The sequence below is a fragment of the Pseudomonas sp. URMO17WK12:I9 genome (assembly GCF_900230165.1).
Lineage (GTDB): Bacteria > Pseudomonadota > Gammaproteobacteria > Pseudomonadales > Pseudomonadaceae > Aquipseudomonas > Aquipseudomonas fulva.
The window spans coordinates 849,747-866,680 of sequence record NZ_OCMQ01000001.1; the positions used below are offsets into that span (position 1 = coordinate 849,747).

The 16,934-nt window shown below is 62.9% G+C and carries 14 protein-coding genes; 6 read left to right on the top strand and 8 right to left on the bottom strand.

The window, feature by feature from the left end; translation table 11 throughout:
- The first annotated feature begins 25 nt into the window (after positions 1-25).
- Together CRP40_RS03700 and CRP40_RS03705 are read left to right on the top strand one after the other, a co-directional pair.
- Positions 26-382 (top strand): VOC family protein, encoded by a 357-nt coding sequence (locus CRP40_RS03700; protein ID WP_027916209.1) that lies wholly within the window; start codon positions 26-28, stop codon positions 380-382.
- Complete coding sequence (locus CRP40_RS03705; RefSeq protein ID WP_027916208.1) at positions 382-1,002, top strand: TetR/AcrR family transcriptional regulator; 621 nt, start codon at positions 382-384, stop codon at positions 1,000-1,002. The genes CRP40_RS03700 and CRP40_RS03705 overlap by 1 nt, the downstream gene beginning before the upstream one ends.
- 201 nt (positions 1,003-1,203) lie before the next feature.
- Here the strand turns inward: CRP40_RS03705 and preA are convergent, their stop codons facing one another.
- The 3 genes from preA to hydA form a co-directional block, all read right to left on the bottom strand.
- Positions 1,204-2,478: an NAD-dependent dihydropyrimidine dehydrogenase subunit PreA gene (preA, locus tag CRP40_RS03710; protein WP_027916207.1), complete on the bottom strand. Its 1,275-nt coding sequence runs from the start codon at positions 2,476-2,478 to the stop codon at positions 1,204-1,206.
- Positions 2,479-3,846, bottom strand: coding sequence for an NAD(P)-dependent oxidoreductase (locus CRP40_RS03715; RefSeq protein WP_027916206.1), 1,368 nt, complete (start codon positions 3,844-3,846; stop codon positions 2,479-2,481).
- Positions 3,847-3,985: 139 nt separating this feature from the next.
- Positions 3,986-5,425, bottom strand: a complete 1,440-nt coding sequence (gene hydA / locus CRP40_RS03720) for a dihydropyrimidinase (protein WP_027916205.1) — start codon at positions 5,423-5,425, stop codon at positions 3,986-3,988.
- A 338-nt stretch (positions 5,426-5,763) separates the two neighbouring features.
- Here hydA and CRP40_RS03730 point away from each other — a divergent pair, with 338 nt between their 5' ends.
- Both CRP40_RS03730 and CRP40_RS03735 read left to right on the top strand, forming a co-directional pair.
- Positions 5,764-7,254 (top strand): NCS1 family nucleobase:cation symporter-1, encoded by a 1,491-nt coding sequence (locus tag CRP40_RS03730; protein ID WP_027916204.1) that lies wholly within the window; start codon positions 5,764-5,766, stop codon positions 7,252-7,254.
- Positions 7,255-7,330: 76 nt separating this feature from the next.
- Positions 7,331-8,614, top strand: coding sequence for a Zn-dependent hydrolase (locus CRP40_RS03735; protein ID WP_027916203.1), 1,284 nt, complete (start codon positions 7,331-7,333; stop codon positions 8,612-8,614).
- 342 nt (positions 8,615-8,956) lie between these two features.
- Here CRP40_RS03735 and CRP40_RS03740 read toward each other — a convergent pair whose 3' ends face one another.
- Together CRP40_RS03740 and CRP40_RS03745 are read right to left on the bottom strand one after the other, a co-directional pair.
- On the bottom strand, positions 8,957-9,916 hold the full coding sequence (locus tag CRP40_RS03740) for an MBL fold metallo-hydrolase (protein ID WP_027916202.1): 960 nt from the start codon (positions 9,914-9,916) through the stop codon (positions 8,957-8,959).
- 30 nt (positions 9,917-9,946) lie between these two features.
- Positions 9,947-10,507 (bottom strand): lipocalin family protein, encoded by a 561-nt coding sequence (locus tag CRP40_RS03745; RefSeq protein ID WP_027916201.1) that lies wholly within the window; start codon positions 10,505-10,507, stop codon positions 9,947-9,949.
- A gap of 180 nt (positions 10,508-10,687) precedes the next feature.
- Between CRP40_RS03745 and CRP40_RS03750 the strand changes: the two genes are divergently transcribed.
- Both CRP40_RS03750 and nudC read left to right on the top strand, forming a co-directional pair.
- Complete coding sequence (locus CRP40_RS03750; RefSeq protein WP_027916200.1) at positions 10,688-11,500, top strand: crotonase/enoyl-CoA hydratase family protein; 813 nt, start codon at positions 10,688-10,690, stop codon at positions 11,498-11,500.
- Between the two features lie 35 nt (positions 11,501-11,535).
- Positions 11,536-12,369 carry an NAD(+) diphosphatase gene (gene nudC / locus CRP40_RS03755; protein ID WP_027916199.1) on the top strand — a complete coding sequence of 278 codons (834 nt, stop codon included), beginning with the start codon at positions 11,536-11,538 and terminating at the stop codon, positions 12,367-12,369.
- Positions 12,370-12,428: 59 nt separating this feature from the next.
- On the opposite strand, the gene CRP40_RS03760 is transcribed toward nudC, so the two are convergent.
- The 3 genes from CRP40_RS03760 to CRP40_RS03770 form a co-directional block, all read right to left on the bottom strand.
- Positions 12,429-13,208 carry a TSUP family transporter gene (locus tag CRP40_RS03760; protein WP_027916198.1) on the bottom strand — a complete coding sequence of 260 codons (780 nt, stop codon included), beginning with the start codon at positions 13,206-13,208 and terminating at the stop codon, positions 12,429-12,431.
- A gap of 133 nt (positions 13,209-13,341) precedes the next feature.
- Positions 13,342-14,715, bottom strand: a complete 1,374-nt coding sequence (locus CRP40_RS03765; RefSeq protein WP_033695163.1) for a glutamine synthetase family protein — start codon at positions 14,713-14,715, stop codon at positions 13,342-13,344.
- Between the two features lie 81 nt (positions 14,716-14,796).
- Positions 14,797-16,767, bottom strand: coding sequence for a DNA topoisomerase III (locus CRP40_RS03770; protein ID WP_027916196.1), 1,971 nt, complete (start codon positions 16,765-16,767; stop codon positions 14,797-14,799).
- Positions 16,768-16,934 lie beyond the last annotated feature (167 nt).

Here is a 16,934-nt window from a genome sequence, read left to right on the forward strand (position 1 = left end):
ACATTTCCGAGAGCACGGAGCGTTCATGGGTATTCGCGGTAGGGATCGTCAGATCGACAACATCGAGTTCAACGTCAGCGACATCGCGCGCAGCAAAGCATTCTACGCAGCGGTGTTCGGCTGGAAGTTCACCGATTACGGGCCAGCCTACACCGAGTTCAGCGACGGCCGGCTGACGGGTGGTTTCACTACAGGTGAGCCCGTGCGGCCAGGAGGGCCTCTGGTCATTCTCTATGCAGATGACTTGCAGGTCACCCAGCGACGGGTGCAAGCAGCGGGCGGCACCGTCAGCAGGGCAGTGTTCGCGTTTCCGGGCGGTCGCCGTTTTCATTTCACCGATCCGGATGGGTTCGAGTTGGCCGTGTGGACGGCCGACGCCTGATGGCCAACCACAAGATTGAAATCCGTCGTCGCAACGTCGAAAAGATTCTGCAGGCTGCCGAGCGCGTATTCGCCGAAAAGGGCTTCGCTGCCACTTCCATGGGCGATATCGCCGAACAGGCGCAGCTGCCGCGCTCGAATCTTCACTACTACTTCAAGACCAAGGACGACCTGTTTCGAGCGGTGCTGCAGGACTTGCTCGAAGTCTGGAAGCAAGACGCGTTGAGCTTCGAGCACTTCGATGACCCTCGCGTCGTGCTGACCAGTTATATCCGCGCGAAGATGGCACACTCCCGTTCACGGCCGCTGGGCTCGAAAATCTGGGCCGAGGAGATGCTGCACGGTGCGCCGGTGCTCAAAGCGGACCTGGATGAGAGCCTGGTGCCCTGGGCCAGGCTAAAGGAGGCGAAGATCCGCCGCTGGGTGGAGGAGGGGCGCATTCTGCCGGTGCAGCCGTCGGCGCTGCTGTACATGATATGGGCATCGACCCAGCATTATGCCGACTTCGGTTACCAGGTGGCCTTGCTCAACGAAGGCGAGCCGCTGTCCGACCGAGACTTCGAAAACGCTGTGCAGACGGTCACCCGTGTAATCCTGCGAGGTATTGGGTTAGAGCCTTGAGGCGTCAGACGGCTGTTGACTGCCACCGGCAGAGGGCGTGCAGCTGTCCCGGCGCACGATGATGCGGGGAGTATAGACCCTGGGGCCGCTGGGCGGCCCCAGGATTTGAGCCGTGAATCATAAACATCAGGGCCCATGTGCGCCCCACCGCGACGGATCCGGCGTCTGGCGAAACCGCGCCTGCATCCACACTCTCTACCCTCAGCCAACCTCCCGATACGGGTTGCGCGGGTCCTGCGTCCAGTTCAGGTACGGCTTGCCGGTGTCTTGTGCCACCATCTCGATGCAGTCTTCAACGGGACAGGTGATCTGGCATAGATTGCAGCCTACGCATTCCTCTTCGATCACGCTGTAGGCATGGGTACCGTCGGCCTTCACCGTACTGGCGATGGCCTGGTGGGAGGTATCCTCGCAGGCGATATGACACCGGCCGCAACCAATGCAAGCGTGCTGATCGATGTGCGCAATGGACTGGTAGTTGATGTCCAGGTACTTCCAGTCAGTGGTGTGACCGACCGCCTGGCCTCTGAAGTCTTCAAGACGGGCATGCCCATGCTGGTCCATCCAACGTGCAAGGCCGTCCTTCATGTCCTCGACGATGCGAAAGCCATGCAGCATGGCGGCGGTGCAGACTTGAACCGCGCCGCTGCCCAGAGCCACGAACTCGGCAGCATCACGCCAATTGCCGATACCGCCAATCCCGCAGATCGGCAAGCCCTGGGTGGCGGGGTCGCGGGCGATCTCCGCAACCATGTTCAGGGCGATGGGTTTGACGGCGGAGCCGCAGTAACCGCCGTGCGTGCTTTGGTCGCCGACAATTGGGTGGGCCACCATGCGGTCCAGGTCCACGCTGGTGATGGAGTTGATGGTGTTGATCAGCGATACCGCATCAGCGCCGCCTCGATGCGCTGCTCGAGCCGACTGGCGAATGTCGGTGATGTTGGGGGTGAGCTTTACGATCACCGGCAGTGAGCAGTGGGTCTTGCACCAGCGGGTGACCATCTCCACATACTCAGGCACCTGGCCCACCGCCGCCCCCATGCCCCGCTCGGGCATCCCGTGGGGGCAGCCGAAGTTCAGTTCGATTCCATCGGCCCCTGTGGCTTCTACCAGTGGCAGGATGAATTTCCACGATGCCTCCTCGCACGGCACCATCAGCGACACGATCAGTGCACGGTCCGGCCAGTCCTTCTTGACCTGAGTGATCTCCCGCAGGTTGATTTCCAGTGATCGATCGGTGATCAACTCGATGTTGTTGATGCCCTGAACCAGGCGATTGGCGCCGAAGTGCGCCGAATATCGCGATGACACGTTCACCGCTGCTGGGTCTTCCCCCAGTGTTTTCCAGACCACGCCACCCCAACCCGCTTCGAAGGCGCGTACCACGTTGTAGGCCTTGTCGGTGGGCGGGGCCGAGGCCAGCCAGAAGGGATTGGGGGCGCGAATGCCGGCGAAGACGATAGACAAGTCAGCCATTTAGGCGGCCTCCACGTTGAGCATGAGTTGGGCATGGATGGCCTGGGCAGCTACCTTGCCATGTTGTACGGCCTGCACGGTGAGGTCCTGGCCCAGGGCGGTGCAGTCACCGCCGGCATACACGCCCGGTAGGCTGGTCTGCATGCACGCATCGACGCGAATGCGCTCGCCGTCGCGCGCCAGCTGCGCGGCGACCGGGTCCGCCACGCTTTGGTCTTCGAAGCGCTGCCCGATGGCCTTGAAGATCGCGTCGGCAGCCAGTTCGAAGGTTTCTCCAGTGTCGCCCAGGCGACCGTCTACCATTGCGGTGCGAGCGAAGCGCATGCCGCGTACCTTGCCATCGTCGCTCAGCAGTACGGCGTCGGGGCGCGCCCAGGTATGCAGACGCACCTGGTTGGCCTTGGCGATGGCTTGCTCGTGGCCCGTGGCGCCCATGTCGGACGCCCCACGGCGATACACCAGGTTGACGTCGCGCGCCCCCAGTCGGCTCATCTGCACGGCCATGTCGATCGCCGTGTTTCCGGCGCCGATCACCAGGCAACGGTCGGCCAAGGGCAACCGACTCAGGTCATCGGCCTGGCGCAGTTCGCGGATGTAGTCGGTGGCAGCCAGCACGCCAGGTGCCTGTTCATCGGGCAGGCCCAGTTGCCGCACGGCACTGAGCCCAAGGCCGAGAAAGACGGCATCGTACTGATCCCGCAGGTCACCGAGCCCCAGGTCGCTGCCCAGGCGCCGGCCATAGCGGATCTCGATGCCCCCGATGCCCAGCAAAAACGCCACTTCACGTTGGGCGAAATCATCAACCAACTTATAGCGGGCGATACCGTACTCGTTCAGGCCACCCGGTTTCTCACTGGCTTCGAAGACGACCACATCGTGCCCGTGCATGGCCAGACGATGTGCACAAGACAAGCCCGCCGGGCCGGCGCCGACCACTGCGATGCGCTTGCCGGTAGCCGGGGAGCGCTGGAAGGGGTGTTCGCTGAACTGGGCGTTATCCAAGGCATAGCGTTGCAATTGGCCAATCAGCACCGGCGCGCATTCCTGCGCGTTGTTGCGCACGCAGGCCTGTTCGCAGAGGATTTCGGTGGGGCAGACACGGGCACAACTGCCACCGAGGATGTTGGCCGACAGGATCCGTTCAGCAGCGCCTTGCAGGTTGTCATCACTGATGCGGCGGATGAAGGACGGAATGTCGATGTCGCTGGGGCAGGCATTGATACACGGGGCATCGTAGCAGTACAGGCAGCGCGCGCTCTCCACGGCGGCCTGGCGCGCGGTCAGGGGTGGGACCAGGTCGCTGAAATGCTCGGCCAACTGGTCGCTGCCGGCCCTTGGGCGGGGCAAATGGTTCAGTGCGTCTATCACGGTGGTAGCCTCTCTTTCTTGTCGTGGGCTTGAAAAGTGGGGCGCGGGCAGCCCCGATCACCGGCACGCCGGCCCCCGCGCACGGTGTCGGCCTGAGGGGTCGGTGTTGCAGTGAAAGCCGGTCGATCAGTGTCAGCGGCTAGCGGGGCACGGGGGTGGCCCGGTGGTGTTCTGCCCGACGCTCGAGCAGTTCGTACACCGAAGGGTAGGCCGGGCGTTCGACATACCGTCCGGCACCGACTTCGGCGCGCAAGTCACCGTCGGCCCACACCACCTTGCCCTGGCTGATGGTGTGGCTGGGCACGCCGCGCACGGTACGGCCTTCGAAGATGTTGAAGTCCACCTGCTGGTGATGGGTCTTGGCCGAGAGGGTGCGCGTGCCCTGTGGGTCCCACAGCACCAGGTCGGCGTCGGCCCCGACACGAATGGCGCCTTTGCGTGGAAAGAGGTTGAAGATCTTCGCCGTGTTGGTAGAGGTAACGGCGACGAATTCGTGCATGGAGAGGCGACCTGTGTTCACACCGGCATCCCACAGTACCGCCATGCGGTCCTCGATACCGGCCGTGCCATTGGGAATGCGGCTGAAATTGTCGCGTCCCATGGCCTTTTGCTCGGCGCAGAAACAGCAGTGGTCGGTGGCGGTGGTGTGCAGATTGCCCGACTGCAGGCCGCGCCACAGCGCCTCCTGGTGTTCACGCGGTCGGAACGGCGGGCTCATTACATAGCCCGCTGCCGTGGCCCAGTCCGGGTCGCGGTAGACGCTGTCGTCCAGCAGCAGATGGCCAGGCAAGACCTCGCCGTATACCGGCTGCCCCTTGCCGCGAGCGTAGGCGATCTCATCCAGCGCCTCGCGGCTGGAGACATGCACCAGGTACAACGGCGTACCGAGGGTTTCGGCAATACGGATAGCGCGGCTGGCCGCTTCGCCTTCAACCTGGGGTGGACGTGACAACGGGTGCGCCTCGGGCCCTGTCATGCCCTGGGCCAGCAACTTGCGTTGCAGATGATCCACCAGCTCGCCGTTCTCGGCGTGCACCGTGGGCACGGCGCCCAGTTGCAGGCAACGCTCGAAGCTGGCGACCAGGGTGTCGTCAGCGGCCATGATGGCGTTCTTGTAGGCCATGAAGTGCTTGAAACTGTTCACCCCATGGTGGGCGACCAGCTCACCCATCTCCTCGGCCACTTGGTCGCTCCACCACGTGATGGCCACGTGAAAGCCGTAATCGCTGGCGCTCTTTTCTGCCCAACCGCGCCAAGTGTGAAACGCCTCCATCAGCGACTGCTGGGGATTGGGGATCACGAAATCGATGATAGAGGTGGTTCCGCCTGCCAGCCCGGCGGCGGTGCCGCTGAAAAAGTCCTCGCTGGCTACCGTGCCCATGAACGGCAACTGCATGTGGGTATGCGGGTCGATCCCGCCGGGCATCAGGTACTGGCCGCTGCCATCGAGCACATTGCAACCGACGGGTGGGTCGATGTCCTGGCCAATGGCCTGGATCAGGCCGTTCGCACACAGGACATCGGCGCTGAAGCTTTCTTCGTGGGTGACCACGGTGGCGCCACGGATCAACAGAGACATGCCGTTTTTCCTCGCAGGCTGACCGGTCTGTGCCGGTTCTTGAAATTGTGCAGGTCAGGCGGGCAGCTAGATCCTGTCAGCGCTGACAAGATTCGAGGCTAGATGCAGATTCTGGATTCGGCAAGAAATAAATCCCACGAATTTTGTGGTTTTTAACTTACTGATTAATAAAGAAATTAAATTACGAATAGCTCTAGCACAGGCGTTTCGCAAGAGATTGACTAACTTGACAAGATTGAAATTTGGTCGAAATTTCTACCCACATTCTGCGTGTGTACTCCGGCCATCGACTCGCCCCGATGAGCGAACAACTACAACAACATTCTGGAGAAGGCCCCATGCAACAGAGCAGATCGCACGAGGTTGAACGCAACGGCCTGGTAGAGCTATGCGAAGGCCCCGACGTGCTCGACAGCCCGCGCTACAACCCCGACATCGCCCCCACCAAGGTGCATCAGCGCACCTGGAACAGGTGGCACATCACCGCCCTGTGGGTGGGCATGTCCATCTGCGTGCCTACCTACACCCTGGGCGGCGTGCTCACGGCGTATTTCGGTCTGAGCGTGGGTGAAGCGTTGCTGGCCATCTTGCTGGCCAACCTCATCGTGCTGATTCCACTGACGCTCAATGCCTTTCCCGGCACCAAGTACGGCATTCCATTCCCGGTGCTGCTGCGTGCATCCTTCGGCATTCTGGGTTCCAACGTACCGTGCCTGGTGCGGGCCGTGGTCGCCTGCGGCTGGTTCGGGATCCAGACGCTGTTCGGCGGGCTGGCGATTCATCTGTTCCTGGGCTCGGTATTCGAGGGCTGGAAGGCCCTGGGCGGCACCGGCGAGGTGATCGGCTTCATGATCTTCTGGTGCCTGAACCTGTGGGTGGTGCTGCGCGGTGCAGAATCGATCAAGTGGCTGGAAACCTTGTCAGCGCCTTTGCTGGTATCGGTGGGTGTCGGACTGCTGGTGTGGGCGCTGCCGCACATGTCCATGACCGAACTGTTGGCCCAGCCACCGAAGCGTCCTCAAGGGGCCAGCGTGGTGGGTTATTTCTGCGCAGGGCTCACTGCCATGGTGGGCTTCTGGGCCACCCTGTCGCTGAACATCCCGGACTTCAGTCGTTATGCCCGCAGCCAGAAGGACCAGATTCTGGGGCAGATATTCGGCTTGCCCCTGACCATGTTCCTGTTTGCCTCGCTGGGTGTGGTGTTGACGGCGGCCTCGGCCTCATTGGTGGGCGAGACCGTTTCCGACCCGGTGACGCTGATCGGCAAGATTCAGAGCCCCTTCTGGGTAGCATTGGCCATGGCCCTGATCGTGATCGCTACCTTGTCCACCAACACGGCGGCCAACATCGTCTCGCCCACCAACGATTTCCAGAACATTGCACCGCGCCTGATCGGGCGCAGCCGGGCGGTGTGGCTGACCGGTTTCATCGGACTGGCGCTGATGGGCCACGAGCTTCTCAAGAAGCTGGGCTGGATCGTTTCCGACATCAGCCTTGAAAGCGTCTATTCCAACTGGTTGCTGGGGTATTCCAGCCTGCTCGGTCCCATTGCAGGGATCATGGTGGTGGATTACTTCCTGGTACGGCGTCAGCACCTGGATCTGGCCGGGCTGTATCGTGATGACGTCTATCCTGCGTGGCACTGGCCGGGCTTCGCGGCCTTTGCGCTGCCGGTGGCGCTCACGGTGCTGGCCATTGGCAACAGTCACTTCAGTTGGTTCTACGACTATGGCTGGTTCACCGGCTCGCTGCTCGGGGCTGGCTTGTACTACGTCTTCGCTGCCATGGCCGCCCCTAGCCCGACGCGCATGGCCAAGCCTTTGCCTTGAATACCTGCTCGTCGCAGTGCGGGCAGGCCCGCGCCGTGGCTTACACATCCGACAAGAAAAGCCTGAGGAGAGACCTATGATCCGCGCTCAAGACGTTCTTCAATCGACTGCCCGTCATGTCGATAGCGCACGCCTGTGGCAATCGCTCATGGACCTGGCGCACCTGGGCGCCACGCCCAAGGGTGGCGTATGCCGACTGGCCCTGACCGACCTGGATCGCCAGGCCCGCGACCTATTCGTGCAGTGGTGCGAAGCGGCAGGGTGCACGGTGACGGTCGACGGGGTGGGCAATCTGTTCGCCCGCCGGCCAGGGCGCGATGCCGCACTGCCTCCGGTAATGACGGGCAGTCACATCGACACCCAGCCCACCGGTGGCAAGTTCGATGGCTGCTACGGGGTCATGGCCGGGTTGGAGGTCATCCGCACCCTCAACGACCTGGGCGTGGAAACTGAGGCCCCACTGGAGGTGGTGGTGTGGACCAACGAGGAAGGCTCACGCTTTGCACCGTGCATGATGGGCTCGGGCGTCTTTGCCGGCAAGTTCAGTCTCGAGCAGACGCTGGCTAAACGCGATGCGCAGGGGATTAGCGTGGGCGAGGCGCTAAATGAAATCGGCTACGCCGGCAGCCGCGCGGTGACGGGCCATCCGGTGGGCGCGTATTTCGAGGCCCACATCGAACAAGGCCCGATCCTGGAAGACCAGGCCAAGACCATCGGCGTGGTGCTAGGCGCTCTGGGCCAGAAATGGTTCGACCTGACCTTGCGTGGGGTGGAGGCCCATGCTGGCCCAACGCCCATGCACCTGCGCAAGGATGCCTTGGTCGGCGCCGCTGCCGTGGTCGAGGCTGTCAACCGCGCCGCCTTAGGTCACCAGCCGCACGCCTGCGGCACGGTGGGCTGCCTGCAAGCTTATCCTGGCTCGCGCAACGTGATTCCAGGTGAAGTGCGCATGACCCTGGATCTGCGTCACCTCGAAGGAGACCGGCTTGAGGGAATGATTGCCGAGGTTCGCAGTGTGATTGAACAGACCTGCGAGCGGCATGGGCTGACGTATGAGCTGGTGCCGACCGCAGATTTCCCGGCCTTGTATTTCGACGACGTTTGCGTGAGTGCGGTACGTGAGTCAGCCCAGGCGCTGGGGTTGCCGCACATGGATATCGTCAGCGGGGCAGGGCACGACGCGATCTTCCTGGCTGAACTTGGGCCGGCTGGCATGATTTTCGTGCCGTGCGAAAACGGCATCAGCCACAACGAAATCGAGAACGCCACGCCTGAAGATCTAGCGGCAGGGTGTGCCGTGTTGCTGCGCGCCATGTTGGCGGCGTCCGAGGCGGTGGCCAAGGGGCGTTTGGCGGCTTAGTTTCGGGGCTGTTCATGCTGTCGTGGACGCTGTGGGCGCTACAGTGGTCTGGTTGATGGGAGCTGCGGGGATGAAACTGTGGGCAGTGCGATGGTTTCAGCTTCGCAGTTTACATTGCCGGGTCCGCTGCGCGGCCTATCGCGGCCGGTCCGGCGCCCCAGCAAGGCTGCTCACGGCTAGCGGTACTTGCTGAAATGTGAGGACTACGCAGATCCATTGTGGGAGCGACTGTCTTGCATATGCCGCGATGGACCGCGCAGCGGACCTCACAATCTATGACTCACCCTGGACATCCAAGGCTGTTCATACCCTACCAATACCACCCAGATACACGCTGTCCGCTCAATCGACAGGCAACAACACACCCTCACGCCCCAAATGATACCGCTGAAGATCCACGGCTAACGTGAGGTTGCCAGCATAATGCAGGGCAGCCTCCTGCCTTACGTCATCGATCGAAGGGCTGCGCCGATTGTCAGCCTGGTAGCGCGCACTGAAGTGCGTCAGCACCAGGTTACGCACCCCGGCCGCTTGGGCAAAGCGAGCCACTGCCGCCGCAGTACTGTGGCCATAGGTCACGCCGGATCTTTCAACCGCAGGTTGCGTAAAGGTCGCTTCGTGCACCAGCACATCGGCACCTGCCGCAGCCTCGGCCAACAGTTCGGGCGTGTCGTTGTCGCCGCAAACAATGATGCGGCGGGCAGCTCGACCAGGCCGCAGGTAGTCCGCCGCTTGCAGTTCACGGCCTTGGTGACTCACCGCCAGGCCTTTTGCCAGCGTCCCCCACAATGGCCCACGAGGAACACCTTCGGCATCGAGGCGCACGCTGTCCAGCCGTGGCTCGGGGCAACGCTCCTCGAAGAGGTAGCCCACGCTGGGCACGCGGTGTGACAAAGTAACGGTGCTCACCGTGACGGCCGCGTTGTGCCAGCCATTAAAATCTTCGACGGGCAACAGCCGCAGATCGAAGGACAGATGACTGTCGGTCACCGCCAGACTGATGCGCAACCACTCGTGCAAGGCCCGGGGCAACACCACATCCAAGGGTTGGCGCCGCCCGTTCATGCTCGCACTGGCCAGCAAGCCGGGCAAACCCAGGCAGTGGTCGCCGTGTACGTGAGTGATGAAAATGCCGGCCAGGTCCTGAGTCGACAGCGGTGTGTGCAACAGGCGATGCTGGGTGCCCTCACCGCAATCGATCAAGTACCAGCGTTTGCCCGTCGCCTCCAGCAGCGCCGTCGCGCTGACATTGCGGGCCTTGGTCGGGGCACCGGCGCTGGTGCCCAGAAACAGCAGGTCCATGTCTACTCCTTGTCATGCGCCATCAAAGTCTTACTCCACGCCCGTGCTGTCAGCCTGGCGCCAGACCAGTTTGCTGGTGTCATAGCCTTGCTCGCGCGCGATGTCCAGCAGCTGGTCACGGGTCTTGTCCGGAATGGCCGGGGTGCGGGACAGCAGCCACAGGTACTCGCGGTTAGGATGGCCGACCAGCGCTACGCGGTAGTCCTTGTCATGGTAGAGCACCCAGTACTCGCCCTTGGTCAGGTCAGGCGCCAGGCGGCTGAACCAGTTGTCGAAGCGTACCCAGAGCTTGTCGGTGCTGCCCGGCTGCTGAGCTTCGGCGATGCCCTTGGCTTCGTTCCACTGCCCGTCCTTCTCCATGCAGCGGTTGGTCACATCGATGCGGCCATCGGTGCGCAGGGCATAGTGAGCTTCGGACTGCACACAGTTGCGCTGGAAGAACATCGGCAGCCGTGCCAGCTCGTACCAGGTGCCCTGATAGCGTTGCAGGTCGACCTGCTGCGTGCGTGGTGGGGCAGGGTGATCGTTGCCGGCGCAGCCAACCAGGGCAAGGGCCATGCAGGAAAGCATCAATGCCTTGCGTATCGCCATTGTGTTTCTCCTGAGAGTGAGTGCTTACACAGGTTCGATGCCAGCCTTGGGCAAAAGTTGTACGCGCGTTGCTTGGCCTGGGCCGTCCGCCTATTCCCGCAGTCCCGCTTTTGGCAGACGCACGGCAACCGGGCTGCGCTACCATCGCTGTCATTGCCAGAGCCCACAGGAGTGTCGCCCGTGACCCAATACAGCGCGTTCAAGGTAGAGCTGAACGAAAACATTGCCCACGTTCAGATCAATCGCCCGGAAAAACTGAACGCCATGAATGCCGCGTTCTGGGAGGAAATCATCGAGATCTTCCAGTGGGTGGACGACACCGACGCGGTCCGGGCCGTGGTCATCAGCGGTGCTGGCAAGCACTTTTCGGCCGGCATCGACCTGGCCATGCTGGCTTCGGTCGCCGGGCAGATGGGCAAGGACCCTGCGCGCAACGCCCGCACGCTGCGCAAGACCATCCTGGCCCTGCAAGCCTCGTTCAACGCCGTCGACCGCTGCCGCAAGCCAGTGCTGGCGGCAGTACAGGGCTACTGCATCGGCGGAGCCATCGACCTGCTGTCAGCCTGCGACATGCGCTATTGCAGCGGTGACGCGCAGTTCTCCATCAAGGAAATCGACATGGGCATGGCCGCGGACGTCGGCACATTGCAGCGTTTGCCACGCATCATCAACGACGGCATCATGCGAGAACTGGCCTACACCGGACGTACCGTCGAGGCCGAGGAGGCGCTGCGCATCGGCCTGGTGAACCGGGTCTACGATGATCAAGCCGCCTTGCTCGAGGGTGTGTTCGCCATTGCCCGGGACATCGCAGCCAAATCACCGATCGCCGTGGCCGGTACCAAGCACATGCTGAGCTACATGCGCGATCACCGCATCGACGACGGCCTCGAGTACATCGCCACCTGGAATGCGGCGATGTTGCAGTCCGAAGACATGCGCCTGGCCATGGCCGCGCACATGAACAAACACAAGCCGTCGTTCGCCGACTGACAGAGTCGACGGGCGCACCTTACAGGAATGCCCTTATGTCAGCACGCTGGACGACCGCAGTACTCGACCCGCAAACGCCCGCCGGCTTGGCCGTGGCCCACAGCCCGGAGGGCTTTCTGGTCGGGGAAGAGGGCGCGTTGTTCCCGCGCGACTGGCTCAAGGGCCAGGGGCTGGATGTGCTGTGCGAGCACGGCATCGGTCACTTCGATGGCCAGCCGGTATTTCTGCTTGAGCTGGCCAGTGCCGGCCAGGTACCCGGTTGCAGCTGGCGGGGCCTGCGCACGTTCATGCTCGAAGGGGATGCCGAGACATACACGATCCTGGGTTACGCCGCGCAGATCGGCACCTGGGCGCGCGAGCACCGGTTCTGTGGCAGTTGCGGTCAGCCCATGACGCAAATTCGCTGGGAGCGGGCCATGCACTGCAGGGCCTGCGACCTGCGCAGCTACCCGCGCATCTCGCCCAGCATGATCGTGTTGATCACACGAGGCGACGAGATCCTGCTGGCGCGCTCGCCGCGCTTCGTGGCAGGCGTGTACAGCACCCTGGCGGGCTTCGCCGAACCCGGCGAGTCGGCCGAAGACTGCCTGGTGCGCGAAGTGCGCGAAGAAGTGGCGCTGGAGGTCAAGAACATCCAGTACGTGGGTAGCCAGTGCTGGCCCTTCCCGCACTCGATGATGCTGGGCTTTCATGCCGAATACGCCGGGGGCGCCATCGTCATGCAGCCGGATGAAATCGAGGATGCCCGCTGGTTCAATGTGCACGATCTACCGCCGCTGCCGGCTGGACGGTCGATTGCCCGTTACCTGATCGACCTGTACGTAGCCCGCCGATTGGGCCGTGCCGACCCTGCGTTCCCCGGGCAGTGACCGATCAGGCTCGCTCCAGGTCGAGACCCCAGTCCCTTACGCGTGCAGTTCCTGGCTGATCACGCCTGGCCAAACCAGTGCTGCCAGGCCAGGCGCACGGTCAGGGCCAGCACCACGGTGATGAATACGGGACGGATGAACTTGCTACCGCCGCTGATCGCCGTCCGGGCGCCAAAGAAGGCGCCGACCATGACCGACAGGCCCATGCACAGGCCGACGATGTAATCCACCTGCCCGGAAATCACGAACACCGTCAGGGCTGCGATGTTGCTGACGAAGTTCATGCTGCGGGCCACGCCACTGGCGCGGACAAGGTCGATGGGGTAAAGCAGCAGGGTGCTGACCGTCCAGAAAGCACCTGTACCCGGCCCAGCCACGCCGTCATAGAAACCCAAGGTCAGGCCTTGCGGCAGCTGCCACTTCTTGCGAATCGGGGCATCGGCGTCCAGTGGCGCCTTTGGCGTGCCGCCGAACAACAGGTACAGGCCGCAGGCGAACACGATCACCGGCAGCATCTTGTTCAGCCACTCGGCAGGCATGTAGTGCGCAACGACCGCCCCTAGCAGGGCCCCGGCCAAGGTGCCAAACAGGGCCCGACGCCACTGAGCCGGGTGAAAGAGCTTGCGCCTGTAGTAGGTGAGGCTGGCCGTGGCCGAGCCGAACGTGGAGCTGAGCTTGTTGGTGCCCAGTACCAGGTGAGGCGGCATGCCGGCTGTCAGCAGGGCGGGGGTGGTCAGCAGGCCGCCGCCGCCAGCGATGGCATCGATGAAACCGGCGACGAAAGCGACCCCTGCCAGGATGAGCAAGGTCAAGGGTTCTACGGTAAGTTCGAAGGGCATGGGAATCTGGCAGGCAATGAGACGGTATGCGACAAAACGCCGCGTGATAAGCCGGACATGTTAATACCCCGACCGCGCAAGTGCCAACGCGGGTATCAATCGAGGAACCCGCGCCAGCGTCACCTGGCAGTGATCACAAAAACCAGCGGTACTCCCGAGCACTGATCTCCTGCATAAACGCCAAGTGGTCCTGGCGCTTGTTCTCGCAATACACCCTGACGAATTCGGCCCCCAAGCCTTCAATAACCGCAGGCGCGTGCTGCATGGCCGTTACTGCGCTTAGCATGTCCTTGGGAAAGTCGATGCCGCTGGAGCGGTCTTCGTTCAACGGTGCGATAGGGTCCTGCGCGGCGTCGAGGCCCTGTTCCAGACCGCACAGGATGGCGGCCAGCACCAGGTAGGGGTTGGCATCGGCGCCGGCCAGGCGATGTTCGATGCGCAGGTTGCGGGCATCGGATTCTGGAATGCGAATACAGGCATCGCGGTCTTCGTATCCCCAGCTGGCCCGGCTGGCGGCGTTGACCATGGCGCCATAACGGCGGAAGGCATTGTGGTTGGCGGCGAAGATCGGCATGCACTGAGGCAGCAGAGACAGGCATCCGGCTACCGCCTGGCGCAGCGGACGCTGGCCATCGGCGGCCAGCAGGTTGTTGCCCCCCTCGTCATACAGGCTGACATGCACATGCATGCCGCTGCCGGGCGCATGCAAGTAAGGTTTGCTCATGAACGAGGCGCGGTGGCCGTGCTTGCGTGCGACACCGCGCGTGCTACGGCTGAACAACGCCGCCCAGTCTGCCGCTTGCAGCCCATCGTTGCAGTGTCCGAAGTTGATCTCGAACTGGCCTGGCCCCAGCTCGGCGGTGATGACGTTAGCATCCACGCCTTGCACATTGGCTGTGGCAACCATGTCATGCAGTACCTCTGCGAAGCGGCTCAAGCGCTCGATGTGCAAGTTGGGCTGGTCGTCTTCATCGGCGCTCAGAGGATCGCGGGGAAACTGTGGCAGGCCCGCTGTGAGCGCGCGGTCGAACAGGTAGAACTCCAGCTCGAACGCCACGACTGGATGAATGCCGCGGCGTGCCAGGCGTTGCAGAACCCTCGCCAGCACCTCTCGGGGTTCGAACGCAATGGGAGCTGGCGTTGCGTCGCTGCTGATCAGCATCTGCCCCAAGGGGTGCGCTTCCCATGTGACGGGCTTCAACGTGCCGGGCACCAGCCGGCGCAGGGCGTCAGGGTCGCCGTCGTTGAAGCAGTAGTCGCCGATCTGGAACAGGCCACCCTGGGTGCCAAGGAGCACTGCGTTCTGGGGCAGTTTGAGCGGGCTGCCGGCGGCGACCTTCTCAAGCATGTCGATCGGGTAGCGCTTGCCATAGAAATGGCCTGGGATGTCGAGGCTGATAAGGTCGACATGGCGCACGCCGGGATACTGGGCACGAAAGGCGCGAACCTCAGCGAGTACGTCCGGGAAGCTCGTTTGGGCAGGCGTGCGTTCCAAGTCCGGGCTCATGGGCAACTCCACAGGCGAATAGATCCAGGGAAATGTAGCAGAGGCCGCCCAATCCGCCCGCTGTAGCCTGCATCCACAGGCTCAGGTGGACTTCTTCCTCGGTTGCCTGGCTTTACCTGCGCCACCTTTGGCACCTGCTGCCTTGCCTGAACTTGACCGGACCTTGCCGCCGCTTCTGCGCTTTTTCTTCCAGGGCGGGGCTGTGCCCGCCGCCGGGCCGGTAATGGTCATGCGCAGGCCGCTGCAACGTTCTACCAGCTTGCCCATCCAGGCCGATTGCCGGGCCACGAATTCCTCCAGACTCATGTCGCCGCTTTGCACCATGTCCAGTGCTTGCTCCCAGATGGCAGTGGTGCCGGGGTCGGCGATAGCACGGGGGACAGCGTCTATCAGGCTGAAGGCAGCAGGCGTTGCTGCCAGGGCCTTGCCGTTCTTGACCAGGTAGCCCCGGTCCAGCAGGCCCTGGATGATGCTGGCACGGGTGGCTTCGGTACCGATCCCAGTGGTTTCCTTGAGCTTTTGTTTGAGCCGAGGGTCGTCCACCAGCTTGGCCACGTTCTTCATGGCCTTGATCAGGTCGCCTTCGGTAAAGGGCTTGGGGGGTTGGGTCCACAGGTCTTTGAGCTGGACATCCTGGACCGAGCACGCTTGGCCTTCGCGCAACGCCGGGAGTACCTGGGGCGGGGCGGCTTCGCGGCCCTTGGCCGGCGTCAAGGCCTCCGGCAGGGCGCGACGCCAGCCTGGCTCGACGATCTGCTTGCCCACGGCGCGCAAGGCATGACCGGCGCAGTCGAAGTCGGCCTGGGTGCGGTCGTACTCATGGTGAGGTAGAAACTGCGCCAGGTAGCGCGCGCGGATCAGGGTATACACCGACTTGTGCTTGGCCGGCAGGCGCCCTGGGTCGCTGGCGGCGACCGTCGGTATGATGCCATGGTGGGCACTGACCTTGGCATCGTTCCAGGCGCGTGAACGGCGCTGGGGTTGCAGATGAGGTTGCAAGGGCGCCAGGCTGGCATCAGCCCGCTGTAGCGCCGCAAGAATGGCGGGCGCTTCCCCATGCTGGCTCATCGGCAGGTAACCGCAGTCGCTGCGCGGGTAGGTAATCAGCTTGTGAGTCTCGTACAGCGCCTGGGCGATATCCAGGGTTTCCTGGGCGCCGAGGCCGAACTTCTTCGAGCACAGCTCTTGCAGAGTACCGAGGTCAAAGGGCAGGGGCGCGGCTTCGCGCACCCGTTCCGTTGCGACTTTCACGGCCTGGGCAACGCCGGCCTGCTCGATGGCAGCGGCCGCTTGCTGCGCCAACGCCTGGTTAAGGCACCGACCCTGGTCGTCGCAGACGTCCTCCGGCGCCCGCCACTGGGCCATGAACGCCTGGTTGGCATGACTTAGACGCACGTCGATGGCCCAGAAGGGCACGGGCACGAACTGTGCGATGCTGCGGTCTCGATCTACCACCAGGCGCAGGGTCGGCGTTTGCACGCGACCCACTGGTAGTACGCCCTGGTAGCCGGACTGACGACCGAGCAGGGTGAACAGTCGGCTCATGTTCATCCCGATCAGCCAGTCGGCTCGTGAACGGCCCAGCGCCGAGTGATAAAGGTTGAAGGTCTCATGCCCCGGCAGCAGGCGGGCCAGGGCCTTGCGAATCGACGCATCATCGAGCGCGGACAACCACAGGCGTTGCACCGGGCCACGGTAGCGACAGTGTTCGACCAACTCGCGAGCAATCATTTCGCCTTCGCGGTCGGCATCGGTCGCGATGATCAGCTCGCGGGCCTCTCCCAGCAGGCGCTTGACCGCCTTGTACTGGCTGGCGGTCTTGGGTTTGACCAGCATTTTCCATTGTTGCGGGATAATCGGCAGATCGGCCAGGTTCCAGCGCTTGTAGCGCTCGTCATAGCTGTCGGGTGGGGCCGTTTCCAGCAGGTGGCCAATGCACCAGGTCACGCACACGTCGGTGCCTTGCCAACAGCCATCGCCTTTGCGATTGGCGCCGAGCACTTTGGCGATGTCTTTTGCCTGAGAGGGTTTTTCACACAGAAACAGCCGCATGACCATTGACGCTTCATCGATGGAGATGAGCGCTAGGATGCGGGTGCGCAACGAAGTAGGCAAGTTTTATGTGGATGGATGTACAGTGCGAGGCGTATCCGGATGTGCCGGTGATGTGAGCCGGCACAGGATCGGTACGTTAGCAGCGCGATTGAATACGGCTAACG

Excerpts from the sequence above, each read along its gene's own strand:
- CRP40_RS03700 (WP_027916209.1), top strand. The coding sequence starts at position 26 with ATGGGTATTCGCGGTAGGGATCGTCAGATCGACAACATCGAGTTCAAC.
- CRP40_RS03705 (WP_027916208.1), top strand. The coding sequence starts at position 382 with ATGGCCAACCACAAGATTGAAATCCGTCGTCGCAACGTCGAAAAGATT.
- preA (WP_027916207.1), bottom strand. The coding sequence starts at position 2,478 with ATGGCTGACTTGTCTATCGTCTTCGCCGGCATTCGCGCCCCCAATCCC.
- hydA (WP_027916205.1), bottom strand. The coding sequence starts at position 5,425 with ATGTCTCTGTTGATCCGTGGCGCCACCGTGGTCACCCACGAAGAAAGC.
- CRP40_RS03730 (WP_027916204.1), top strand. The coding sequence starts at position 5,764 with ATGCAACAGAGCAGATCGCACGAGGTTGAACGCAACGGCCTGGTAGAG.
- CRP40_RS03735 (WP_027916203.1), top strand. The coding sequence starts at position 7,331 with ATGATCCGCGCTCAAGACGTTCTTCAATCGACTGCCCGTCATGTCGAT.
- CRP40_RS03740 (WP_027916202.1), bottom strand. The coding sequence starts at position 9,916 with ATGGACCTGCTGTTTCTGGGCACCAGCGCCGGTGCCCCGACCAAGGCC.
- CRP40_RS03745 (WP_027916201.1), bottom strand. The coding sequence starts at position 10,507 with ATGGCGATACGCAAGGCATTGATGCTTTCCTGCATGGCCCTTGCCCTG.
- nudC (WP_027916199.1), top strand. The coding sequence starts at position 11,536 with ATGTCAGCACGCTGGACGACCGCAGTACTCGACCCGCAAACGCCCGCC.
- CRP40_RS03760 (WP_027916198.1), bottom strand. The coding sequence starts at position 13,208 with ATGCCCTTCGAACTTACCGTAGAACCCTTGACCTTGCTCATCCTGGCA.
- CRP40_RS03765 (WP_033695163.1), bottom strand. The coding sequence starts at position 14,715 with ATGAGCCCGGACTTGGAACGCACGCCTGCCCAAACGAGCTTCCCGGAC.
- CRP40_RS03770 (WP_027916196.1), bottom strand. The coding sequence starts at position 16,767 with ATGCGGCTGTTTCTGTGTGAAAAACCCTCTCAGGCAAAAGACATCGCC.